Source organism: Pedobacter rhizosphaerae (genome assembly GCF_900111155.1).
GTDB lineage: Bacteria > Bacteroidota > Bacteroidia > Sphingobacteriales > Sphingobacteriaceae > Pedobacter > Pedobacter rhizosphaerae.
Map to the genome: position 1 here is coordinate 46,332 of NZ_FOGG01000023.1, position 25,936 is coordinate 72,267.

At 41.2% G+C, this 25,936-nt stretch carries 19 protein-coding genes; 11 read left to right on the forward strand and 8 right to left on the reverse strand.

Annotated features, from left to right (window positions below; translation table 11 throughout):
• Positions 1-19: 19 nt before the first annotated feature.
• The 10 genes from BMX11_RS16935 to BMX11_RS16980 all read left to right on the forward strand — a co-directional run bounded on the left by BMX11_RS16935 (position 20) and on the right by BMX11_RS16980 (position 18,166).
• Positions 20-1,132 (forward strand): alginate lyase family protein, encoded by a 1,113-nt coding sequence (locus BMX11_RS16935; protein WP_217643859.1) that lies wholly within the window; start codon positions 20-22, stop codon positions 1,130-1,132.
• Positions 1,133-1,142: 10 nt separating this feature from the next.
• Positions 1,143-2,006 carry a glycoside hydrolase family 16 protein gene (locus BMX11_RS16940; protein WP_090886447.1) on the forward strand — a complete coding sequence of 288 codons (864 nt, stop codon included), beginning with the start codon at positions 1,143-1,145 and terminating at the stop codon, positions 2,004-2,006.
• A gap of 20 nt (positions 2,007-2,026) precedes the next feature.
• Positions 2,027-3,178 (forward strand): glycoside hydrolase family 88/105 protein, encoded by a 1,152-nt coding sequence (locus BMX11_RS16945; protein ID WP_217643860.1) that lies wholly within the window; start codon positions 2,027-2,029, stop codon positions 3,176-3,178.
• 1 nt (position 3,179) lies between these two features.
• Positions 3,180-4,124: a DUF4886 domain-containing protein gene (locus BMX11_RS16950; RefSeq protein ID WP_090886404.1), complete on the forward strand. Its 945-nt coding sequence runs from the start codon at positions 3,180-3,182 to the stop codon at positions 4,122-4,124.
• Between the two features lie 494 nt (positions 4,125-4,618).
• The gene (locus tag BMX11_RS16955; protein WP_090886406.1) at positions 4,619-7,789 is read left to right on the forward strand and encodes a SusC/RagA family TonB-linked outer membrane protein; all 3,171 of its coding nucleotides are present in this window, start codon (positions 4,619-4,621) and stop codon (positions 7,787-7,789) included.
• A gap of 15 nt (positions 7,790-7,804) precedes the next feature.
• Positions 7,805-9,478, forward strand: coding sequence for a RagB/SusD family nutrient uptake outer membrane protein (locus tag BMX11_RS16960; protein ID WP_090886408.1), 1,674 nt, complete (start codon positions 7,805-7,807; stop codon positions 9,476-9,478).
• A gap of 33 nt (positions 9,479-9,511) precedes the next feature.
• Positions 9,512-12,334 carry a SusC/RagA family TonB-linked outer membrane protein gene (locus BMX11_RS16965; protein ID WP_090886410.1) on the forward strand — a complete coding sequence of 941 codons (2,823 nt, stop codon included), beginning with the start codon at positions 9,512-9,514 and terminating at the stop codon, positions 12,332-12,334.
• An 11-nt stretch (positions 12,335-12,345) separates the two neighbouring features.
• Positions 12,346-14,001: a RagB/SusD family nutrient uptake outer membrane protein gene (locus tag BMX11_RS16970; protein WP_217643861.1), complete on the forward strand. Its 1,656-nt coding sequence runs from the start codon at positions 12,346-12,348 to the stop codon at positions 13,999-14,001.
• A 2-nt stretch (positions 14,002-14,003) separates the two neighbouring features.
• Positions 14,004-15,275 carry a glucuronyl esterase domain-containing protein gene (locus tag BMX11_RS16975; protein ID WP_090886415.1) on the forward strand — a complete coding sequence of 424 codons (1,272 nt, stop codon included), beginning with the start codon at positions 14,004-14,006 and terminating at the stop codon, positions 15,273-15,275.
• Between the two features lie 902 nt (positions 15,276-16,177).
• Positions 16,178-18,166: a DUF4832 domain-containing protein gene (locus tag BMX11_RS16980; protein ID WP_217643862.1), complete on the forward strand. Its 1,989-nt coding sequence runs from the start codon at positions 16,178-16,180 to the stop codon at positions 18,164-18,166.
• Between the two features lie 393 nt (positions 18,167-18,559).
• Here the strand turns inward: BMX11_RS16980 and BMX11_RS24770 are convergent, their stop codons facing one another.
• The 8 genes from BMX11_RS24770 to BMX11_RS24370 all read right to left on the reverse strand — a co-directional run bounded on the left by BMX11_RS24770 (position 18,560) and on the right by BMX11_RS24370 (position 25,378).
• Positions 18,560-18,874, reverse strand: a complete 315-nt coding sequence (locus tag BMX11_RS24770) for an apiosidase-like domain-containing protein (protein ID WP_090886450.1) — start codon at positions 18,872-18,874, stop codon at positions 18,560-18,562.
• Between the two features lie 315 nt (positions 18,875-19,189).
• Positions 19,190-19,411, reverse strand: a complete 222-nt coding sequence (locus BMX11_RS16995; RefSeq protein ID WP_090886417.1) for a hypothetical protein — start codon at positions 19,409-19,411, stop codon at positions 19,190-19,192.
• Positions 19,412-20,003: 592 nt separating this feature from the next.
• On the reverse strand, positions 20,004-20,318 hold the full coding sequence (locus BMX11_RS17000) for a hypothetical protein (RefSeq protein WP_139180209.1): 315 nt from the start codon (positions 20,316-20,318) through the stop codon (positions 20,004-20,006).
• 355 nt (positions 20,319-20,673) lie between these two features.
• Positions 20,674-21,309 carry an MgtC/SapB family protein gene (locus tag BMX11_RS17010; RefSeq protein WP_090886423.1) on the reverse strand — a complete coding sequence of 212 codons (636 nt, stop codon included), beginning with the start codon at positions 21,307-21,309 and terminating at the stop codon, positions 20,674-20,676.
• 260 nt (positions 21,310-21,569) lie between these two features.
• Positions 21,570-22,535, reverse strand: a complete 966-nt coding sequence (locus BMX11_RS17015) for a DUF4625 domain-containing protein (protein ID WP_090886425.1) — start codon at positions 22,533-22,535, stop codon at positions 21,570-21,572.
• 895 nt (positions 22,536-23,430) lie between these two features.
• Entirely contained in the window at positions 23,431-24,270 is an 840-nt protein-coding gene (locus tag BMX11_RS17025) for a hypothetical protein (protein ID WP_090886429.1), read from the reverse strand.
• A gap of 427 nt (positions 24,271-24,697) precedes the next feature.
• On the reverse strand, positions 24,698-25,084 hold the full coding sequence (locus BMX11_RS17030; RefSeq protein WP_090886431.1) for a hypothetical protein: 387 nt from the start codon (positions 25,082-25,084) through the stop codon (positions 24,698-24,700).
• Positions 25,085-25,141: 57 nt separating this feature from the next.
• A complete protein-coding gene (locus tag BMX11_RS24370; protein WP_090886433.1) occupies positions 25,142-25,378 on the reverse strand; it encodes a hypothetical protein in 237 nt (78 codons plus the stop codon).
• Positions 25,379-25,610: 232 nt separating this feature from the next.
• On the opposite strand from BMX11_RS24370, the gene BMX11_RS24375 reads away from it, so the two are divergent.
• Positions 25,611-25,781: a hypothetical protein gene (locus tag BMX11_RS24375; protein ID WP_175474600.1), complete on the forward strand. Its 171-nt coding sequence runs from the start codon at positions 25,611-25,613 to the stop codon at positions 25,779-25,781.
• Positions 25,782-25,936: the final 155 nt, after the last annotated feature.

Genomic DNA, 25,936 nt, shown 5'->3' on the forward strand with positions numbered 1-25,936 from the left:
CATTAACCAAATAAAACCCATGAATCGTTTAAAAATCTTTCTCTTCATTTTATTCACAACCGGCCTTTTGTGTACACTAGCAGGGCAAAAAGTTTTTGCACAACACCAACTCAAGGGGATGCATCCGCAACAACAGATTGATTTTGTTAAAAAACAGCTCAAAGACAAAAAAGAGCCTTATTTATCAGCCTATAAGGCCTTGTTAATCCAGGCAGATTCAGCCCTGCTGGTGACCCAACATGCGGTAGAAGACTTCAGTATTCCGGGATTTTATGCAGATAAGGAAACACATCGCCGAACTTCCCGGGCACTCCAGGTTGATGGGTTTTCGGCTTATAGTTGTGCCTTAGCTTATCAGTTGAGTGGGAAAACCAAATATGCAGATAAGGCTGTTTATTTCCTGAATGCCTGGGCGTCTGTTAATAAAAAGTATTCTGAACTGGATGGTTCACTGGTGATGTCCTATTCTGGTACCACTTTAATGATCAGCGCAGATTTGCTTAAGGGCTATAAAAGATGGCAGCCCAAGGATGTTACGCAGTTTAAATGGTGGACTAAAAATGTATTTCGTGCTGCAGCAAACAGCATCCGGTATCGGAACAACAACTCGGGCGATTGGTCTCGTTTGGCCTCTATCCTGGCCGATACCTATCTGGAAGACCAGGAAGATATGCAACAAAACATCATCTTGATTAAAAAGGATGTTTTCGATAAGATTGCAGCAGATGGCCACCTGGTTGAAGAAGTAAAGCGCCAGGGAAAAGGCATTTGGTATACTTACTTCTCTTTAGCACCACTTACAGCATCCAGCTGGATAATTTATAATCAGACGGGAGAAAACCTTTTTGAGGCCTCGAGAGATGGGGCATCATTTAAAAAGGCGCTCGATTATTTGTTGTACTACAATCAACACCCTAAAGAGTGGAAATTTTTTAAAAATCCGGATACAGGCTCCATTCATACCATAACAGGCTTCTGGCCGGCCAACCTGCTGGAGGCGATGAATGGAATATACCCTTCACAACAATTTGATGATTTTCTGGCACCATATCGGCCAATTATGTATACCACACACGATTATGCCTGGACATTTCCTACCCTTATGCCTCTACGTTTAAATGGATACCAATAAATTATTCGCCATGAAAAAACATATACTCCAAACTTTATTATTGGGCTGTGCTATCTGCATCGGTTTACCGGCAGGAGCCCAGCAAAAAAAATATCCTAAGCCTCCTGCACTCCGTGCCAATGGTTACAAATTGGTATGGGCCGAAGAATTTAACAGCAATGGTGCACCCAATCCGGTTAACTGGACTTACGAGCTCGGATTTGAGCGCAATGAAGAATATCAATGGTATCAACGGGAAAATGCAAGGTGTGAAAACGGAAAACTAATCCTCGAGGCAAAAAGAGAAAAAAAGGCAAACCCTAATTTTAAGGAGAACAGTAGCGACTGGAAAAAGAAGAGGAGAGAAGCCGATTATACTTCTGCCAGTATCAAAACACAGGGCTTGCACAGCTGGCTTTACGGCAGGTTTGTAATGCGTGGCAAAATTGATATCCGCGATGGCATTTGGCCAGCCTGGTGGACATTGGGAACTAAAGGATCCTGGCCAGCAACTGGTGAAATCGATATCATGGAATACTACCGGAAAAAGCTGCTCGCCAATATCGCCTTTATGGGGGCAGATCGAAAAGATGCCTGGTTTAGCACGGAGAAAAATATAGATTCCCTGGGTGGTCAGGCCTGGGCAAATCAATTTCACATTTGGCGAATGGACTGGGACGAAAACAGCATTGCGCTGTACGTAGATAACCAGCTTTTAAATAAGGTGTCCTTAGACCAACTGGTTAACCAGAATGGTACCCATATTAATCCTTTTAAACAACCGCATTATATGTTACTCGACTTGGCCGTAGGAGGGAAACAGGGTGGAGACCCTTCAAAAACTACATTCCCAGCCAGATTTGAAGTAGATTATGTAAGGGTTTATCAAAAATAATCAATTAAGAAATGAAAGATATGAATTTAAAATGCCTGCTTTTGATTTTAATATTTAGTGGTTGTAGCGTATTTAGTGCCTTTTCCAGCCAATCACCTGTAAAAAGGGATTCTATTTTGGAAAGTGCAAATATTTTTAAAACGATGCAGCGGGTGGCCGACTGGCAATTGAATACCTGGAAGAATAAAGGTTTTAATCATCGGAAATCAGATTGGACCAATGGTGCTTGCTACACCGGTATTTTTGCTTTTGGTAACCTGAAGGGCAATGAACATTACCTGAAAACGCTGGTGGATATTGGCGATGAGCTAGGCTGGAATACCGGGCATTTGCGCTTTCATGCAGATGACTATTGCGTAGGTCAAACTTATGCGCAACTCTACAGTAAGTTCAAAAGAAAAAAGATGATTGCTCCTTTTATTTTGCAGGCCGATAGTATTCTAAGTCAGCCACATGACGAACCGCTAAACTGGAAAAATAATATCCAAAAAAGAGAGTGGGCCTGGTGCGATGCGCTTTTCATGGGGCCTCCTTCGCTGGCTTATCTGAGCACTGCTACTAAAGATGAAAAGTATCTGAACACGGCAGTTAAGCTGTGGTGGAAAACCACCGAATTTTTGTATGACCCTACCGAAAAACTGTTTTTTAGAGATGAGAGTTTCTTTACTAAAAGAGAGAAAAACGGACAGAAAATATTCTGGTCGAGAGGCAATGGATGGGTTTTGGCTGGCCTGGTAAAGGTGTTGGAGAATATGCCGAAAAACCATCCCGATAGAAGTAAATTAATTCAGCTCTATAAGGATATGGTATCCAGGGTTGCCGGATTACAACAGGCAGATGGCAGCTGGCATGCTTCATTACTGGATCCTGCGAGTTTCCCGGTTAAGGAGATGAGCGGTACCGGCTTTTTTTGTTATGCCATTGCCTGGGGCTTAAATCATGGAGTTTTAGAATGGCAGCAATATCTTCCTGTAGTAGAAAAATCATGGAAAGCCCTGGTATCTTCGGTTAATGAAGATGGTATGTTGGGTTACGTACAGCCAATAGGCGCAAGTCCGGATGCTGTAAATGCCAGTAGAACAGAGGTTTATGGTGTGGGCGCATTTTTGCTGGCAGGAACGCAATTGTTCGAATATCTGAGGAAGTCAAAACAGGTAAATTATAATTATTAATATGAAGATTAATATCATATTACGGTTTCCGGCTTTAGTAAGGTTCAGCATTCTTTTTCTTCTGCTGGTTTGCCAGGCTGGAGATGTTTTTGCCCAAAACCAGCGAGATACATTACGCTTATTTATTATAGGAAACAGCTTTTCGCAAAACGCATCCACCTTTTTACCTCAACTGGCAAAAGAAAGAGGGAAAACACTCGTTATAGGGCACGCTGAACTTGGAGGGCATTCTCTTGAACAACATTGGAGCTATGTAGAAAAAGCAGAAGCCAATCCTGATGATCCCAAGGGAAAACCTTATGATGGCAAATCGTTAAAAATGTTGTTGGCACAAGGGAACTGGGATATCGTTACCATACAGCAATATTCTTTCCTTTCAGCAGATTCTTCGAGCTACTATCCTTATGCCAGTAAACTCATTGCGTACCTGAAGGCACTGCAACCTCAGGCCCTTATTGTTATACATCAAACCTGGGCATACCGTGCCGATGCCAGGAAGTTTGGGCGTATATCCGAAGGTAAACTCGCGAAGAACCAGCAGGAAATGTGGCAGAAATCCCGTGCGGCTTATCATCTCCTGGCAAAACGCATCAATGCCCCAATTTTACCTGTCGGTGATGCTTTCGAAGTGGTTGCCAACGATAAGAAATTTGGCTTCAAACCCGATCTTACATTTAATTATCATCAGCCCACAGCTCCAAATCTACCAGATCAGACCCATTCCATCAATATTGGGTACTTCTGGAATAAAAACGAGCTGGTGTTCGATCCTAACCATGCCAACGATGCAGGGAAGTACTTAGGTGGATTAGTCTGGTATAGCATCCTTTTTAATGATTCCATTAAAAGGATCAGATTTAAACCAGAAAAGGTATCGGAAGAATTTGCCCGATATCTTCGTAAGGTGGCGGCCAATACCGTAATTCATAAAGAAGCGGTAAAATAATTGCGAGTGCAAAACCGAATTCCTTTAGGCTGGTTTCAGTTGCAAATTTTAAGCTTTGGGGAAATAAATTGCAGATATCCTTAATCTGTACAAAAACAAACCATTTCCGTACAAAAGTGAACCCTCTGAAGGAGATAAGCATATAGATTTGTGTTAACCAAATAATAAACCTAACTAAGTATGAAAACCCAATTCCCAACCATCCCGGCTACTGCCAGTGCGGAAAACACAACATCTGAATTACGAGCCACTACATTCAAAAGGCCCTGCTGTTTAATCGGCATTCCCCGGCACCAGGTTTAGCTTACAAGCCTAAATCAAACTTAATAAAAACGCTATCGCAATGCTTTCCTATTTCCTTTCCTAAATATAGCTGATAAAACTTGAACCCTTTTAGGGGATTTATGAGGACGCGTGTATGGTATCCTAAAGATGCATTATTCGCGAAAAGCGGAAGTATTAAAAACCTATAATTCTAACCATATATCAAATAAATGATAAAGAAATTAAACCTCAGGCCCAAACGCTGGTTTTTTGTGGTTGTTGCATTTTGGTGTCAAGCACAGGCACTTCCCGCTAAGCCAATAAACATAACCACCAGTGCCGTTACTACAAGCGCTATGTTGCCGTATCAGGAAATAACCGGTACCGTAAAGGATGAAAAGAACCAACCCATTCCGGGCGCAACGATCAGAATAAAGGGAACCACTAGCGGTGTTCAAACCGATCTGGATGGGAAATATAAGATAAACGTTAATCGGGGCCAGGTGCTTGTTTTTTCAACTATTGGCTTCGAAAGCAAGGAAGTAACCGTTGGCGCTACCAGCGTAATCAGCGTAAGTTTGACCACTACAAGCAGCTCGCTCAGTGAAGTGGTGGTAAACGGCTATTCTACACAAAGAAGATCAGCTGTTACTGCTGCCATTAGTACCGTTTCTGGTCAGGATTTATTAAAGGCACCAGTAACCAATGTTAATAATGCTTTGGCCGGTCGCGTTCCCGGTTTAGTGGTACAGCAAACCTCCGGACGTCCGGGGATTAACGGTGCAGCTTTGTATATCCGCGGACAGGTCTCACCCTCAGCTACAGCCCTTATCATTGTTGATGGTGTTGAACGGACTTCCTTCGGTGATATAGACCCCAATGAAATTGAAAGTATTAACGTCCTTAAAGATGCCTCGTCTACAGCTTTATACGGTTTAAAAGGTGCAAACGGTGTGTTTGTAGTCACCACCAAAAGAGGGGTGGAGGGGCCGGCCAGGGTAACGCTTTCTGGTAATCTGGGCATTATCAGCTCAACCTCCCGTCCTGAAATTCTGGGTGCCTATGAGAGTGCCACGCTGTTAAGCGAAGGCCAGTCAAACGTCGGTGAGTCGCGAACCTTTACCGATCAGGATTTAGCCATTTTTAAGGCTGGAAATGGCAATCCACTGCTTTACCCAAATGTGATGTGGTATGATGAACTGGTTAAAGATCATTGGATGCAAAACCAACAAAACTTAACCATTTCTGGCGGAACTGAAAAAGTAAAATACTTCACTTCTTTTAGCCACATGCGGGAAGAAGGAAACTTTAAGGAGTTTAAAACCCCTTTAGATTATTCGACCTCTCCAAGCTATAGCCGTTACAACTTCAGGGCCAGGGTAGGTATAGACCTAACCAAGACCACCAATTTTGAAGTCAATCTTGCAGGCAGGAACGAACACCGTTACAGCCCTGCCGGAATGAGTGAATACAACGATCCAGCCGGAGTAGTAAGTAATGGTATTGAAGGCCTTGTTGGCCGCGCCTTAAAAATGCCTTCATGGGCAGCACCGTTTTTTAAGGAATATATCAATTCTGACGATCCCAAAATTATTGCTTTGGATGGAAATTACAACCACATCGTAAATTATGGACTGGGAGGGGTAAATGCTTTCAATCCTTACGCGTTGCTAACCTATGGAGGATATGCCTTTACCGATAACAATATCGCCGAATCGATTTTCACAGTAAGGCAAAAGCTTGATTTTTTAACCCAGGGCTTGAGTTTCAAGGCTCAGTTTGGTTATGATGCCACGCAATTGTCCGGAAAGTTGCAGCGTGGAAGTATTGGCTACCTCGAGCTGGACAGAAGCACTTTGGCACTAACGCCTGTGGGTGGTACGTATAATGATTTTTTTGGGGCACCTGCCTATTCAAGAAGTGGTTTTATCAAAACGAATCTCCAATTATTTTTAACCTACGGCAGATCCTTCGGCAAGCATAACCTGAGTGCTAATCTAATCGGTCAGCGCGAACTTCAGGGCTCGGCTGCGGCTACCGCTCCTTATGCCAACCAGGGAATCATTTCGGAGGCCACTTATAACTACGGAAATAAATACTTTTTAACAGCCAGCGCTACTTACAATGGTTCGGAAAACTATGCCAAAGGGTATCGTTACGGATTTTTTCCGGCAGCAACGCTAGGTTACAATCTGGCCAACGAGGAATGGATGAAAAAACTGACCTGGATCAATATGCTCAAAATACGCGGATCTATCGGGAGGGTTGGGATTCCAAGTCCCGGTACTAGCCGTTTCTATTATCAGAATAGATTTGGGGCAGGGGCGAACGTAGTGTTTGGAAATCCGAACAGTAACTTCAGCGCACCAACTTATACCCAATTACAATATGGCAATCCATTTATCACCTTTGAGGTTTCCTTAAAAAGAAATATCGGGCTTGATTTGTCCTTGTTCAAGGATAAGCTGAATATCACAGCAGACCTCTTTGATGATGAGCGTTCGGATATTTTAACTACCCGTTCGGCAACCAGCTTTGCTACTTATGGAGCCACTGTGCCAAGCACCAATTATGGTATTAATTATAACCACGGGTATGAACTTTCGGTAACTTACCGGGATAAGATTAAAGATTTTACCTATTCCTTTACAGGCAACCTGAGTTATGCCAGAAATGAGCGCAGAGTACTGGACGAAGCGCCCGGACTTGCAGAAAACCTGCGGGTAACTGGCAGGCCGATTGGTACCTATTTCGGCTACCATGTTCTGGGGTTTTATGCAGATCAAAAGGATATAGACAGCAGTCCGCTGAATAAAATTACCGCTTATCCTTCCATACCCGGCGATTTTAAATATCAGGATGTTAACGGCGATGGAATCATCAATAACCAGGATGTAATGGCTATTGGGCATCCTAATATTCCAGAGTACAATGCAAGCTTAAACATGCAGTTTGGTTACAAGGGTTTTCAATTGTCGGCACTGTTTAATGCGGTAACGAATGTAAGTTCTAATGTGGTGTTTCAAAGCGGTGGTCTTAACCAGTATTATGCGCCGATGTTGAATAGATGGACACCCGGTAATACCAATGCCAGCTGGCCGGTAATTCGTCCGGGCTTGAATGCAAACCCTAACGAAAGTCTCAACGACTTTATATTACAAGATGCTTCCTATATCAAATTACGAAATGTACAGCTCAGTTATAGTTTGCCTAAAAAATGGATAACCAGACTTCGGTTAAATAGTCTTACGGTATTCGTTAGTGGTCAGAACTTAAAAACCTGGACGAATTTCTATGGTATAGATCCTGAAAATAGTTTGTCGGGAAATGCCTATGCCTCCTCTATTGCCACTATTCCCACCACTAAGGTTTTCAATTTTGGCCTCAATTTATCACTCTAATTAAAGGTTATCATCATGAAAAAGTTCATATATCTTTTATTTTTCGTTTTTCTCTCCACTGGTTATTCTTGCAAAAAGGATTTTTTACAGCGTGATGTGGGTATTCAGAGCGACCTTGAAGAAGTTTTTAAAGACCCACTGCTGGCCTCACGTTTTGGGGATTTCACCTATACCTTTTCTATTTCAGATTATGGTCGTTTGAGCGGGTACAAGGGAATGACCTCACAATTTACGGATGAATCCATTGCCAATAATGGTCAGATAGAAGTGGCGGCAATGAACAGTGGACAATTTTTAGATCCCGGAGCCTCAGATGTAGCAGGTATTTACACCCAGATGTACCGTGGAATCAGAAATGCGAACCTGATGCTGGCAAACATGGATAAAACACCATGGACAGCGCTTTACAACGCCAATTATATTAAGGGTGAACAGCTTTATCTGCGTGCGTACTTTTATTTTGAGCTTTTAAGACGCTTTGGAGGGGTAGTAATATTAACACAACCACAGGGTTTTACTGAGGCTTCTACAGATCTTCCTCGCAGTAGTTATGCAGAAACATTTGCGCTGATTTTAAGTGATCTGGAACAGGCCATCACGCTGTTGCCATTAACCAATGCCGACTGGCCCAATCCGGCAGCACAATCTAACAGGGCTACGGGGGCTGCAGTGATGGCGCTTAAGGCCAGGGTACTATTATTTGATGCCAGCCCGCTAAATAATCCCAGCAACGATTTAGCGAAATGGAAGAAGGCCGCAGACGCATCAAAATCAATTATAGACTTAAATAAATTTTCACTGGAGCCCAATTATGCCAACGTATTAACCTTGGCCAACTCTAATGAATATATCCGCATCTGGCCACGCGGCGGAAGGGGATTTATTGGTACCTACCTCAGCGACTTTTTGATTCCTACAAGTTTTGGTGGGGCACAATCTAATCTTTCGCCTGTTCAAAACCATGTTGATCTCTATGAAATGGCAAATGGTAAGCCCATCACCGATGCCAGTTCAGGATACAATCCGCAAAATCCTTATCTCAACAGAGACCCACGCTTTTATGTTAACATTCTTTATAATAATACCACCTGGCAGGGGCGGGCGCTACAAACCTGGCAATCAGAACCCAATGCCCAGGGTATTGTAACCTATGGAACTGATATCAGTACCGCTACTTCCATAACCAAAACCAGCTATTACCTGAAAAGGCTTTGGCCGGAAGCTTCACGTTCGGGCTCAACAGCATCAGCGTTGCTTAATTATGTTTTCTACAGGTATGCCGAAGTACTGATCAATTATGCGGAGGCTTTAAATGAACAAGCAGGGCCGACTGTTGATGTGTATAATGCAGTGAATGCCATTCGCTTGCGGGCTAAAATGCCGGCTTTACCAGCAGGGCTCAGTCAATCTGAAATGCGTGAGCGCATTAGAAACGAACGGGCCATAGAGTTCGCTTTCGAAGATATGCGCTGGTGGGATATTCTTCGCTGGAAAAAAGGTACGGAAATCGTGGCTCAGCCAATGAAGGCGATGAAAGTGATTAAAAATGCCAACGGATCTTTCAGCTATAATGTAGTAGAACTACCCGCATTTAAAAAGGTATTTAATGATAACATGTATTTATACCCCATTCCACGAGCAGAAATGAATAAAACCAGTGGTGCATTGAAACAGAATCCGGGCTGGTAGTTATTCAGTTGTACATAATTTAAAAGATAAGAAATGACAAGATATATTAAATGTTCAGGCATTATTTTGGGCATCATGTGCTATCTGTATACCTGCACAGCCTTAGCACAAAATACTATTCAGCAGGAGTGTGTTACGGGCGAAAATGGTAACCTGACAGATTCAACAGATAAATTAATAGAAATTCCCTTTGGTACACGCAGCAGAGAAGAACTGAATTATGCCCAGAGCTCGCTTCGCTACAACCAGCTCACTAAGGTACCCATCAGCAACCTGTCTGGTTTGCTTGCCGGGAGGTTGAGCGGCTTTTTGTTCAGGTGGACAGGTAATCAGCCAGGTGGCGGAAATGTATCCTATCAAATCCGTGGAAGATCATCTTATGCGCAAGGCTCTTCACCAGCTTTTCTGGTTGATGGAATTGAACGCGATTTCGAAGATATGGATATTAGCGAAATTAAAAGTGTTACGGTATTGAAAGATGCTGCTGCCTTAAACTGGTACGGCCTAAATGGAGGCAATGGCGCAATTCTGGTAACAACAAAAAGAGGTAAAGTAGGGGAGAACCTAATTTCTTTTGATGCTCAGGGTGGTTTTCAATCTGCCAGTAACCTCATTAAGCCTTTAAACTCCTTTGATTTTGCTACCCTGTACAATCGCGGGTTAACCAACGCCGGGCAGGCACCAGCCTATAATGATGCGGCTTTAGAAGGTTATAAAAACCATACCGATCCCTACCTTTATCCAGACAACAACTACTTAGATCGCTTTCTTAACAAAAGGGCATCTACCCAGCGGTACGCGCTTATCTTTAGTGGTGGGAACGATAGGGTACGTTATTTCAGCTCGGTGAGTTACTTTAATCAGCAAGGTCTTTTTAAAGAAACCGAAACCCCTAATTACGATTCAAATTATGGTTATAAACGTTATAACTTCCGTATCAATTTAGACTATGATGTTACTAAAACACTTACCTTAACGCTTTTGGCAGGACTAAGAAGTGAAGTGCGCAATGATGTTGGAGATGGCACCAGCACTGTGTTTAGCAACTTGTATAATTTACCGCCCAATGCTTTTCCTATTTTAAATGCAGATGGATCTTATGGTGGAACCTCGCTCTTTCAAAATAATCCCCTAGGTCAGTTACAGGCTACAGGATTCTCCAGGACTACAACTAATATTTTACTGGCCAGCATCATGGCCGATCAAAAACTGGATTTTATAACCAGGGGCCTTTCAGCAAACTTATTCTTTTCTTACGATGGCTACGGTAATTATGGCGATGGGTTATCTGAAAATTATGCAGTTTTTAATCAGACAGTCACTCCTGTACAAACTTATCGTACACCAGCCGTTATTGCTTACCGAACTGCAGCCTTTCAAACCAATACCAAAAATAATGAGCTCTGGTTTGGCTTAGATTACAACAGAACAATTGCCACAGATCATCAGATAAAGGCCAATGTACGTGCCCAACAATATGTAAGTGCAGCGGTAGACCGATTGGACTACCGTTCCCGTATGCTCTTGGGGAGAGCAGATTACAGTTTCAAGCAGCGCTATATGCTGGGGTTCACAGGGAGCTATTCCGGGTCTGAGAATTATGCACCGGGAAGACGTTTTGGCTTTTTTCCGGCAGTATCGGCCGGGTGGCTAATCTCCAAAGAAGATTTTCTGAAGGATGCTTCAGTGATCAGCTACCTTAAATTACGGGGGTCTTATGGTCGTTCGGGTAATATTGGCCCAACTTACGATGCCAGTGGTAATGTGGTAAGGTTGCCATACCGTACGCTGTTTACCAGAGATGCAGGACCATTCCTGGGCTCTACTTTTTCTACATCAACCACGGCAAGGTTGGTAAGTCCTGCGGGTAACCCCTTAACCACCTGGGAAAAAATTGACCGCTTGAATCTGGGTACAGACGTAGACCTTTTTAAAGGAGCATTTTCTTTTTCTTTTGATTATTTTGATGAAAAAAGAACTGATATACTTGGACCTGCAAACTTACCCGGTATTGTTGGAATCGCCATCGCGCAGGTGAATTCGGGCAAGGTAAGCAGCAAGGGATTTGATGCCAGTGGAACCTTCAATAAAAAAATTGGTGAGGTGCTGATCAGTACGAACGCCAACTTTACGTATGCTAAAAACGTAATTTTGGAAAGAACTGAAAACGTATTACCCAATCAATCTACAATAGGCCGATATGTGAACGGCGGAAATTATTACATTGCAGAAGGTATTTTTCAGAGCCAGGCAGAAATTAATGCCAGTCCAAGACAAACCCTTTCAAGCCTCGTTGTGCCAGGCGACCTTAGATACAAGGATGTTAACAATGACAATGTAATAGATGCAAATGATGCAGTTTCAAGCGACTATACAGATATTCCGAAAATATTTTATGGATTTGGTTTTAATATTAAATATAAACAGTTTGATTTCGGAGCACAGTTTCAGGGGGTAGAGGGCAGAACAGTAGACCTTTCCGATATCATGTATGCTGGTCCAAATGGTCTAAATCAGCTAAGCTTAGACACCTGGACTCCAGCTACAGCGGCTTCGGCCAAATATCCTCGTGTTGGAATTTCAGATAATGGTAATAATACTGTCAACTCTACCTTTTGGCTGTATTCGGGAGATTTTTTAAAACTCAGATCTGCCGAGATCGGCTATAGTACGCCACGAAGCCTGAATCAACGCTTACGCTTTAAAGGAGCAAGGATTTTTGTAAGTGGTAATAACATCTTTTCAATTTCCAAACTCGATGACCTGGATATTGATCCCGAAACACCTAATGCAGGTCGTTTTTCCTCTTATCCTTACGTGAAAACCTTTGCAGTAGGTATAAATGTTAAATTTTAATTCAAATGAAGATGAAAAAGAAAATATATGGCATGCAAATCGTTTTGGCTGTTTTGCTGATGATCTTTGCCGCTTGCAAGGATGAATTCTTTGAGCCATCCTACAGTGAAGGCCCCGTGAATGAAGAAGCAATTTGGAATACAGACAGGCGTGTGCGGGAATATTTAAATAACGGTTATAATTATATGCTGGCCAGGTACAATGTTGATGGTTCAGGGGCATTAATGGCCAGTGGAAGTGATGAAGCAGTGAATTCAAATCTAAACAGCAACGTAAACCTTTTCAATAATGGCAATTGGAGCAGTTTAAGGACCTTTGATGAGCAGTATACCAACCTCTACAACGGCTTATGGGTGGTTAATACCTTTTTGGAGCGATCTCCCACGGCGGTGATCTTTCCGGCAAGCGATCTTCGTGGATTAAGAGGAGAAGCCTTTTTTCTGAGAGGTTTATTTCATTACGAATTATTTAAAAGATATGGTGGAATTGTCCTTGCCACCCGGTCCTTTTCACCGGTAGAAGACCTGAACATTCCCCGCAATTCTGTTGATGATGTGGTCAAACAAATTGTTAAAGATTGCGACTCGGCAATCAATCAGATTCCTGCTGCTTCTACCAAGGATTGGGATGCCGCCAATTATGGGCGTGCGACAAAGGCTGCGGGAATGGCGCTAAAAGCTAAAACCCTGCTGGTTTATGCAAGTCCGCAGTATAACCCTGGTAACGATCTGCAACGCTGGCAAAATGCAGCAAATGCAGCAAAGGATTTGATCGATTTAAACAAACATAGTTTATTAAGTGCGGCCTTGTTTCCGAACTTGTGGGACTACACCACTGCTGCAACCTCTTACAACAACGAGGTCATATTTGCTACACCGGCAAGCAATACCAATGCAATTGAGTCAAACAATGCGCCTATTAGCTTCACGGGAGGGTTGGGCAGAACAAACCCAACACAGAATTTGGTCGATGCTTTTGAAATGACCAATGGCAAACCCATTACCGACCCTACATCAGGCTATGATCCGCAAAACCCGTATGTAAATAGAGATTTGCGTTTAAACCAGTTTATAGTATACAACGGGGCAAATTTTAAAACAGGAAGCCTAACCCGGGCAGTGGAAACTTATGAAGGTGGACGTGACAATGTTCCTTCCAATGTAAACAGTACCAAATCCGGGTATTACCTGCGGAAGTTTTTAAGTGGTAACGCCACTTACAACATCACGGGTACCACAAGCGTAAGAAGGCCCTGGGTATTGTTTCGTTATGCAGAAATTTTACTCATCTATGCAGAAGCCCTGAACGAATTTGGAGGTCCGAATTCTGAGGTTTATACGGCAATAAATGCTGTACGTAACCGTGCAAATATGCCTGCGCTGGCCGGATTAACGCAACCGCAAATGCGTGATCGGATTAAAAATGAACGCCGGGTAGAATTGTGTTTCGAAGAACAACGGTTTTTCGATGTGCGGCGTTGGAAAGATGGGGAAAGCAATTTTAATGGAGCGGTTAGAGGAATGAAAATTACTAAGGTGGGTACGGCGCTCACTTATAGCCCATTTGTAATTGAAAACAGAATCTTTAGCAGCAAGAACTATTGGTATCCTTTTCAGCAAACTGAAATCAATAAGGCAAATAAACTCATTCAAAATCCTGGTTATTGATAATGATGATAAGATTAAAAACCTTCGCTCCTCAAGGCAGACTGCTTATCAGCTATTGGATGAAAAAAGCAGTGATCTGCTTGATTGGACTAAATTTCCTGTCAGCAGGCTTATATGCGCAGAAAACAGATAAGTTTATGGGAGAAATCGTTAATTATGATGAAAGTACCGTTCCAGCCTATACCTTACCCGATATACTCCTTACTGCAAAGGGAGAAAAGGTCAAAAATAGCGCTACATGGGAAAGGAAACGTAGACCAGAGCTTTTAGCCCTGTTTGAAGAGCATGTTTATGGAAAAACACCAGGCAGTTTCGACAGTTTAAAGTTTGTTATCACCAATGAAAAAGCTGATGCCATGGCAGGAAAAGCACATTTGAAAGAAATAAAAATTACGGCCTGGAACGGTGGCCATTCGGTATCCTTTCCGGTAGTACTCTTTATTCCCAACAAGCGCAAAACACCTGCTCCGGTATTTCTACTGATTAACAACCGCAATAGCAAAAATACAGATCCGGCAAGAATAGGAAAGAGTACCTTTTGGCCTGCAGAAATGGTCATCGACAGTGGTTACGCCATTGCTGCCTTTCATCATTCGGATGTGGCTCCCGACCGTAAGGACAGCTATCAAAATGGTGTATTAAAACAACTGTTTCCTGCAGAACTGGAAAAAGACAATGGAATGAAGGCCATTGGCGTTTGGGCCTGGGCCGCCAGCAGGGTGATGGATTACTTTAAAACAGATAAAGAAATTGATTTTAATCATGTTGCCCTGGTGGGGCATTCACGAGGTGGTAAAACAGCTTTGTGGGCTGCAGCTCAGGATCAACGTTTTGCTATAATATTCAGCAGTTGCTCGGGAAGTACAGGTGCATCACTTGCCAGGCGTAAATATGGCGAAACCATAAGCCTGATCAATAAACAATTTGGTTACTGGTTTAACAACAATTACAAAAAATATAGTAACGATGTAAACAGCCTGCCAGTAGATCAGCACATGCTCATTGGTTTGATTGCTCCACGACCTGTTTATACCACTAACGCTACTGAAGATAGATGGGCAGATCCCTATGGCTCATTTCTGTCGTTGGTACATGCCAGGCCTGTTTATGATCTCTATCGCAAGAAAGTTACCCTGCCGAAGGAGATGCCAGCCCTGAACAGTCCAATTATTAATTCGGCTATGGCTTACCACTTCAGGGAAGGAAAACATGACCTCAATGTTTATGATTGGACAAATTTTATCCGCTTTGCCAATCTGTATTGTATACCATGAGGTTTGCGCGTATGCTGTTGTTTGAACATCATTATAGTGTTTTAATTATTTTATCTAAAGAAAGTTGGTTAGTTTTAGTTAACGGAGGTATGCTGTAAAGCGCCTCCGTTTTTTGTTTTTCTTAACCATATCCACTATTATATCATGAAACATGCTTTTTGTTAATTTATCTCTGCGTCCATTGCGTTAAAATGCTGCCTGCTTTGCGATTAAGTAAACATTAAGAAGTTAAAGGGGGTTAAGGTTTGGTTGTGGATCCAACTCTATGTCCACTGTGCCTTTACTCTGCGTGCTTTGTGATAAAACTCTGCGTGCTTTGCGGATAATTAAACATTAGGAAGTTAAGGGGATTTAAGGTTTGGCTGTGGATCCAACTCTGTGCCCACTTTGCCTTTACTCTGCGTGCTTTGTGGTTATCTCATAAACAATTATAACCCCTTATATCCCAATATTTTACCGGTTTGTACAAAATTGAACCATTTTCGGACAAAAACGAACCCTCCCGAACACCTCTCTGTGTATTTTTATCACAACCAAATTATATTCTTATGAGCCATTATCTTAAATTCCATTAAATGGAGCGCAAGGTGAAATGGAAGGCAACTTACACGTCGATAAAATCCATACGCGGTGGATTAGAAACGTGCACAGCGCTTTTCATATCCGAAGTAGACAGTTTACTTAGGCACCGACCTTTTAACCCGTCATTCTGATTCGAAATAAAGATTTGTCGACGATCTTTCCGCTAATCTGTAATGTCTTTTTATGTCATTCCCCTTATTCAGGTAGCCAGTGGTGTGCATTCATTTTTAGCGAAAAGGCAAGCTATTGCCTTGAGTTTTCAAAATCAGTGACGCATCAATCTAACGAACTTTTAAATCTAAAATTTAATGTTTATGACCATGAAAAAACTAATTTTCGAGCGAACCGGAAAGGTCGCTTTGTTGGCCTTTCTATGTTTTCAATCACTTTCCTGCTCCAAAAAGGTAGAAGAAGACCTTTCCGAAACCTTTAGTACCGGGCCTAGAAAAATGGCTGTTGTTGGTGCTGCCAATAATGTACTGATCACGCCTGTGTATAACAGCACCGCGGTATTGCGAAACCCACTAAACGGATGGGTATTGTATGGGAAGCGTGATGCTACCGATACCTTTTGGGATAGTCAGTTTTTTGTTCCCGAATTGGGTGCCAACGTTAAGGCAATTGATTATGCATCCGCCTGTTACATCCGCACCAGTTGGAGATCGCTTAATCCAAGCCCTGGCGTTTATGCCTGGAGAGACCTTAACTCTCAGATAGGTAAGTTAATCAATGGCGTTAAAACGAGAGGTTTACCCATCGCACTGCGAATTGTAGTAGATGGACGTGACCAGGGAGAAAACACCCCAGCCTTTGTCTTCACCGCAGGTGCTCAATATTGGTTATCAAACCCTGCAGTACCGGCACAGAAAACCCCCTTTCCCCAGGATCCGATTTTTAGACAATATTACACCACTTTCATTGAAGAGCTCGCCAAGGATTTTAATGATCCCGTTCGCACCTCCTTTATCGATGCCTATGGTTTAGGCAAATGGGGAGAAGCCCATAATACAGTATATGCAGCACCGGGAGTGCTAACGGCCGCACAAACAGAAACCGTTAAGGAAGAGGTATTGGATTGGATTATGGCGCTATACAACAGGACTTTTACCAAAGTGCCTTTAGTGATCAACTACCACAGGCTTATAGGCCATCCTACGAGCTGGGGCGCAGCAAACGTAATTAGTAATACGCTACTGGTGAAAGCAATAAATCAAGGATATAGCCTGAGACACGATGCTTTCGGAATGACCGATTATTATCAAAGTTGGGAGAAAAACTTTGCCGCAACCTGGAAACATAAACGCCCGATTATTATGGAGGGAGGATGGATTGTGAGCGGTACACACCGATATTGGATTGACTCGAATGGCCAATATCGGGAAGGGCATCCTGAAGATGTAAGAAAAGGCGAATTTGACAGATCGGAAGAAGCAGCCGTAAATATGATGGACTTTAGGGTTGGCGAAACGGCTTCTTGGTTTCAAACCAGTTTTCCTCTGGTACAACGCTTCAATGCGGAGGGAGGCTACAGGCTGTATCCCGATGAGGTTTCGTTACCAAATGCAATTGCCAACGGCGCCAGCGCTACAGTGGGCCATCGCTGGAGAAACATGGGCTGGGGATATTGTCCTAACAACATTCCCCAGTGGAATTATAAATATAAAGTTGCCTTTGCTATTCTGGATACCGCTGGTGTGGTGAAAAAACTTTTTATAGATGAAAATGGTGACCCTTCTAAGTGGCTGAAAGATAATCCTATGACATATAATTTTACTACACCGGCAATTAACTTGCCCGCTGGTAGTTATAAATGGGGGGTTGCCATTATTGATAAAACAAATGCTAACAAACCGGGGATTGCAATTGCCGTAACTGGTGTTTTTAAAAATGGCTGGCTGGAACTGGGTAGCTTGCAGATACAAGCTGAGCCACCCATTGGTCAAACCGTTAAATTAAAAGGTCCCAATAACCTGTTTGTTTCTGGCGAAAATGGGGAAGCACCAATGAGATGTAATCGTGCCAGCGCTTCTGGCTGGGAAACTTTTACCATTATTGATGCAGGCGCGGGAAAAATAGGCTTGAGAAGCATGAACAAATATGTATCCTCCGAAAATGGGGCTACAACTGGGATAACCTGCAACCGGACAACGATCAGTGATTGGGAAAAATTTGATTGGGTGGTAAACGCTAATGGAAAAATTTCCCTTAAAGGAAATAATGGTAAATACATTTCTTCTGAAGATGGGCAGTCGGTAATGAAATGTAACAGGGCTACTATTGCTGGTTGGGAGGCTTTTGCATTGGAATAATCGCTGAGAGAAAGGTTTTGGCAGAATATGTGGTTAGTTTAACGGTTCTTTGGCAGTTTTGGTGAAATAATTAATCCAGTTGATACGGAAATGCCTAAATTTTACTTTAGGTGGTGCGTTCATAAGAACTTTTACCAAATTGACCAAGAACCGTTTTATTAAAAGTTTATTAATGTTCAAGGGAGGCGCTGTTGCCACATCTTTAGTAATCAATTTCGAGTGTATCGGGTAACCCCGATATATTTCGAAGTACACCCTTGTCAGATCTAATTGAATAGAAGATAGTAAGCTAGACAAAGATTATTTCCATGATTTGGGGTATTTCCAATTGGATAGATTCTGAAAACCAACTTTTGATCCGATGTGCTTTACTCAACTATCAATAAAAGAAGACTAAACTTTTGCTTCAGGTTCTTTTGCTTTTTTCTCTTCTACCTTGGTTCCCCAAACCGGTACTAATGCCATATATAAGCCCCTCTCTGCCGCTTTATCTATGATAAAATCTACATGGTCCCAATAATCGTATTCATTGGCTTTTTTTTCCAGAACAGTAGGCTTCGAAAGCAGATAGACCTGGGTATTGCAAACCGAAATGCTAAATGCCAGAATGAATAGCTGCGATGCCTTAGTTTTGTTTTTGGTGGGCGTACAGTAACCTATTGAAGTAAAAAAACTTGCATTCTCAAGGTCTGTTTTTAGGCATTGCAGAGTATGACCAAAACATACCGCTTATAAATTTTAGTATAGACCTACTCATCGTCCGTTTTTAAACGGGCAAGGTTCGCCATCCAACAATAACTTATAATCCGTCAAGGAATTGGGTCATTAAAAAATCAAAGAAATATAATTTAATCGAAAAAGCGATATCTGTTTTCAATACAAGGTAACCGCAGTGGGGATGCTCCCCGCTATCGCTTAGGCCATCTGATGGTAGGTACGCAATAATTGTTTGTTGTGCAAGTAAACGGAACCTGCCCTTTTTTTGCCATGATGGCTATATCTCTTTGTGAGTAGCTATTTGTTTTAGGTTTTAACAGTTAATATTTTAAAGATTTGTTCTGCTTTGAATTGTCCTTCTATGCACTCATAAGAGTAGTATTGTTCGAGGTGTTCGATCAGCTCTGGAAGAGGGAAGCTATCTTGATGATAGCGGCTATCATGTGTCACTGTATCCCCAGGGAGCATGGACGGCATATTACCGTTTCTCAGGAAATCCAGCATGACTTGGGCGGGATGAAAATTCATAGTTGTAGAGGTAAAATTACAAATATACATATTTCAGGAATGTGTTTTCTACGGAGAAAAATACCATTTAGGCTTCATTAGATCAGATCCTCTTTGCTGGTAACATCTGCATTATTTTATTAGAAAGTTGGCCAGAAAGATTTAAGCTAAAAGATTGATGGAAGGTATAGGGGGGATGGGGTTGGTCGGAAAATGGGAAAGGTTTTATACGAAATGTAAAGGTGAGGGAGGGGTTGGTGATGGGGGAAATTAGAAGGGAGTTTTTTAGGGGGCTGGGAATATGTTTTAATATCTTTTGGGCATATTTTTTAGCAGGGGGTAGAAAGTTTAATTTTTTTATTTGTGGGTAGTTGTGCTGTGTATCTGTCTGTTTTTGGTTGGAGGAAATATTTTTTTTTTGGAAAGGTCCTGTGGTGCTCATCGGGTACTGTAGTCCTGCTCTGCGCTTTATCCCGGTTGCATCGGGATGCAGCTGCGATCAGGTTTATTTTTGGTGGAACAGTGCTAATGATAGGGCTGTCTAAGACCTTTTGATGTATTCACGACTGCCACCTATCGACCTTATATTTGCTAATTGATATTTTATGTAATATTATTCAATCATATTCATGGCAAACTCTGCAGGATTATAAACTTTTGCTCCTTTCACAACAACAGGTATTCTCCACCAGCCATCACCGTTTGGCTTAACAAACATGCCTTCAAGTTCTATTGGACGGTGAATAGCTACGGCAAGGATTGATTTGTTCAGATAAGAAGTATAATATACCTGGTTTTCTACGGCATTGAAGAAGGAATCACTGAAATATGCGCCACTATGTTGCATCTCTTTACTGGTTAATAAATCCAGATGGTTCATTCTTTCGGTAGTAGCCACGCACAGTCCAAGCCGTGTACTGGGCATCATCCTGCCCCCTAATATAATCTCCTATTACTTTGCTCCACATACGTTTCAGAGGTAATTTTGTTAACTGCTCTGACAGTATAGGTTGTCCCGACTCCGGCGTAAGCATTAGTGGTAAATGCGAAGTACATATGATTCCCCGTAAGTGATGGACGGGGGGAGTAGTGTTTTAAATTTGCGCCTCAGGAGATCGTCTCATAAACAATTATGGGATGGCCTCCTTTTTTGTTTAATAAGCTTCCAAAAATGTCATCCTGCTGGAAATTCATATATCTAGTTCATGTAAATACTATTTTAAGAGATCTTGAAGGGGGTGGCTTTTGATAATAGTACACATCTATCGGGTGCATTATGCTAATTAAATGAAGGAGAGAATCTCTTCACGCTGAGCGAGCTTTTCCTTCATCTCAACTAAAAGCTTTTTCTTTCCAGAAATCCTGAATATTGCTGATAAGTGGTTATTATTTTTTGAAACCTCATTCCGTTCGACCAGTAACCCACCACTTTTAAGGAACTGTTCCAGTTCGGTAAGCTGACTAAATTCTGAACTTTGGAAGGTGACACTTAATAATTTTTCTTTTTGCATTTTGGCGATCAACTTTTCTATCCTGGTGACCAAAAGCAACATGGATAGGGTAATCAAGGTTAGTGCGAGTGCTAATGCATGATACCCTATGCCGGTGGTCATACCAATTGCCGCAGAAGTCCAGATTACTGCTGCGGTGGTCAAGCCTCGTACGGTAACCCCATCCTTAAAAATTACCCCGGCACCAATGAAGCCAATACCAGTAATTATGTTTGCCGAAATCCTGTCATCGGCTCCGGCTCCGTGCCTGGAAACGATCGTAAAGATTGTTGAGCCTAAAGAAATCAGAATAATGGTCCTAAAACCTGCTGATTTACTGCGATACTCGCGTTCAAAACCAATAATCCCCCCACAGATCATTGATACTACCATCGCTACCATGTCTTCAAGCTCAATTGTAAAATCCATAATAATTTGTTTTGCAACATCAACGCAATCTGCACTGTTTTGTTTGGGATATTTTTCCTAACATCTCGTCTGGAATCACTCTTGTTTTAATAAAGAGACTCCATTGTCACTACCCTATACTTACAAAATACAATTCCCACTAAATAACTATCATAATGAGCGTCTTTAAGCTCAAATGTTGTCGCTCAAATTTTGCAGGTGGTAATAAAATAAGGCAAAAGAATGATGATCGGTTTATCTTAATAGGGTAATTTTAAATCTTATTCCATATTAATTTTAACTTCTGCATAATGATACATTCCCATGTTGTAGGTGCTGTTATGATAGATAAATCCTACATAATAATCGCCAGACTCCCAGGCTTTGAGATTTGCAATTGGATTAGCTAACGGAATGTTTTTGTCTTTATCTGTACCAATTTTTATTGATGGATAAACAATAGTCATTGGTGTGGTTGAAAAATTGAACATATTGGTAGCGAACTCCGATTTAGTAAGGGATTTGTGTTCCCACACATCAGCAACAATAGCTTTTGTGAAATCTATCGCTGCAATGGTCTCCGGTCTGTGATTATGCTTTTTATTAATTATCAGACAATACATCTTACCATCACCTTTTACACTTGCGATGCTAACAATCGGTGCCAAAAACTCATTTTTATTTATCGGATCCTCGGATTTGTATTTTGCGGAGTCATAAATGTTTTGAAGAGAATACTGTATCCTGACGGGCTTGAAATCAACATCAACAGCGTCAATACCAAAATCAAAACTTAAATCAACTGGTAGATTTTGTGAAGAGTATATCTGTATCTTACGTTTCTCCTCCAGTGATGTTCCATTTTCGTCCAAAACAGTAATGATAAAATCGTATTTACCTTCAACTGCTGTACTAGGTATGTCGAAATGCTTGTGGACAGTGGTGTTTTTCGCCCCTTTGTACTGCTCCCAAACTATCTCATAATTCCATGGTTTAGCATAGGTTTCACCACTTATCTGTTGAATTTTTATCTTAATAACGTTGATTTTCTCCCCTGCTAAGACATTCGCATTAAAATGGAAATCGCGTCCTATTACCCCTACTTCATTATTGTTCAGCCCTACCTCGACCTTGTCAATGGTGGGTAGGGGCGCTTCTTTCTGAGTGGGGTTGTCTTTCTTGCATGCACCTAGAGCTGATACTGTTAGGAATATCATTAGCAATATTTTTTTATAATTCTTCTTCATTTTTTTGATGATTTTTAAAATTTTTCCTTAAAAATCCTCCAGTTGGTTTGCAATGGAAGATTTGTTGTCGAGGAAAGAGTGATTTTAGGGTATTGGAGGGATATGCTTTAAATATTTCACCTTGTCCCGATACTATGTTTTCGGGTAATTGGAAAATTGCAATTGTACCTAAAAATATTAGCTACCTGCAAGGTATGACTACCATATGGGTGCCCCAAGATCATACTATGTTTACCAAATATTTTCTACAGAGAACAAGTGGAGATGTTAATGGAGTATTTCAAACTCGTAAAGGCGGTCCTTTGTTCGTAAATCCTGATCTTACAAAATTGTAAATACGCTCAATCAAATCTGTGCAAATCCCAAGGGCTGCTGGTAAAATCACATTGAAATTGAAAGGATGAGCTAGCAGAAATCCCTTCTCATGAAGCTGTGCCATACAAGCGCAGAGCTCACACTTTTCGATAACATTATCAAGTGAAGCTTTTATTTCCTCAGCATTTAAAAGAAGTATTATCAGGATGATGATGGCCTAACTGGCTAATAGGTGTGGAGAATATTAAAAATATGCATAAATAGGCAAGCGCCTGGTAGCATTTTCTTAAGGTATTCCTTTTTTTGTTTTTCATTATCGCAACAAAGTTGCAATAATTTTATGCATAATCCAAATCCTGAGTTATTAGATCTCCGACAGGTAACAAATAATGATTCCCCTCAAAATTCATGCTTTCGCATTTTTATCCAAAATAATTTTATTTGGGCTTCTACTGAGTGGCTTTGCTGAGCATTGGCAGTCTTCTGTACCGATCACTTCGTTTCCATTATACTCAGGCTGGGACAGAGAATAATAGCAGGCCATTAATTTTTTAGCATTCATGAGCGGTAGATTAGAAGTTTATTTTCTATAAAGTGGGCACCTCTTGATTAAATACTCAAGTGGTCCGCTGTAGGAGCCGTCTGTATTACTTAAAAATGCCTTGTGGCTCTGGTTATAGATACTGGCATTATTGTCCATATATATTTGCAGGCTCACACTCACATCGTAACGCTGCACCGAATTACTGTTGCTTGAGCTGTAGCCAGATACGCCTTTCATTTTCTCGGCATCGTCACGTTTGACATTGGTATTTCCATAGTTACTGGTGGAACTGGTCTGGTAACCTTTATTTTGTGTTACTGTACCATCTATAATGTATTCCACTCCGAGGATGTCGCAAAGGTTTTTCATCGTAAAACCGATGAGTTTATCTGGTGTGGCACCTACCTGGATCAGTGCAGCGTTGGTTGTGCGGGGATCGATGATGGTGTATCCTTGTGAATGTTGTGATAAAATGCCATATGCATCCTGCTGCGCTTTTAAACCAATGGTATCAGCACCGGGCTGATTATCCATCAAAAAGGTAAAAGGCAAAATGGCGATTTTGTTGTGATGATCAGCTGGACTTGCTATCATCGTGACCTGGTCCTTCTGGCGCGTTTCTGCTGGCTGGATAGCTGTAGAGAATGATTCAACGCGTCCACTGGAATGCACGATTTGGGCAATATCTGATTTTTTGATCACATACTCTGCAGTTTCACCCGAATAAACGAACGAAACGTCAGAATCAGTTATTTTTATAACTTTTCCCTTCAGTTCTTCTCCGTTGTTTTTTTTGATGATGTCAGTTTTGCCATTCTGGGCAAAAACGTTCAGCGTAAAGAGAATAGTTACGCATAAGAGGTTAAGTTTGTACATATTACAGGGGTTTAAATTAATAAATTTAAGGCAGACTTAGTCCGGTGTGTAGGTTCATAATATTTTAAATTTTGTTAACAATACGCGTACTGAAGAGGAGGTGTCGGGTGCAGATTTTGCACTTAATATCGGAGATGCCAATCCAGCAAAGATCCCTCTATTATTTTCTTGTAAAATAAGGGGATTTTGGATTGTAGGGAGGAATGCTTATGTGAAGGATATGAAGTAAAGGTAGCTTACAATGTGCTGATGGCATTATAAGTGTGTAAAGTAAGTCTTTTCTGATTTGGTGCAGCGCTATGTGATGTTGTCTGAAACGGATGCACTTCATTTCTCAGATCTATATAGTTTGCGATAAGAATTCGGGGATCTGGTTACGCGGATAAAATATGATCGAAATCTTCGCTAAATACTTGATCTAGACAAACTATTGGTCTGAAATACCATATTCAGAAATTGTCTTAAGGGTGTTGTTGCCTGCAGATTTAAATTCGAAGAAATATGCGAAACTGATTTCTTCTTTATTGCTTTTCACAATGCCGTTACAAGCAGCATATTTACCATGGCTTAATATCTTATCAATGGTCAGCTCAATTGCATTATCATAAGTTTTTAAGTGTTTTCCAAGGTCATCTATAGTTACAACCGATCTATTGCCGATTATTTTAAAAGTAAATCCTTCGGCAAGTTTTTCACTAATCATGCGTAAATCTCTTTTAAAAAGTGCAACTACAAAGTCTCTAACAAACCTTCTTTTTGGGGCGTTATTACAATCCTCAGGAACATTTAGTATGATGTCTTTTTCCGTTTTCATTTTTAAATCATTGTATAAGACTTTAGTAAACTAAATTAAGCAAAATGCGCTTTTCAGCTATTGAATAGATGAAATTTTTATATCATGGTTAATTGGATAATTCAGCATGTTCATTTTCTCAGAACTTTCCATACCCCATTTTTTTGTTTTGTGCTTTATTTTTAAAAAGTAAAGTTGTTCTTTTTCTAAATTGGTTAATGGCCAGAATAATTTCTTCCAATTGCCGTAGCTAATTTTGTCATTCAGGAACTCTCCAGGCTTTTTTTTATCGCACTTGTGGTCTCTTCTGAGCATGATTTTGCTATACTAAAGGCTAAACAATATTTTGATGATATTGTTGGTTATTCAAGGAGATGATTATGTTACATCGTGGGATATAACATGGGATAAAACAGATGTGGTAATGTTACCCTAATTTTGTATATTTGTATTTCACTTCAATAAAGTTATAGAAGTAGGTGGAGAATCTGCTTTTAAAGTTTACCTGAATTCAGTTGATAGATTTGTAAACTAAACACAAGCCAAAATGAGTAATAAAGATAGCCAGAAGTTAATTGATTTAGCCAAAAAGGAAAGAGGAATGAATTCTTCTAAGGAGGAGGCTATGGCCAGATTGGTTAATGCAGGTATCTTCAATAAAAAAGGTGACTATAGTAAAAATTATCCCACCTTAGCTTCTTTTTCGAAGGAAAAATAATCGCTATAGCATGTATAATCAACGGCCTAATCTTATTCTGGGCTTTCATGGATGTGACCAGAGTGTTCGTGATGAGTTAATGCTTGACCCCAATAAATATAAAAACGGATCAAGCGGAAAAGTTGGGGGAAAAGGAATAATTTGTTTCTTTTGTA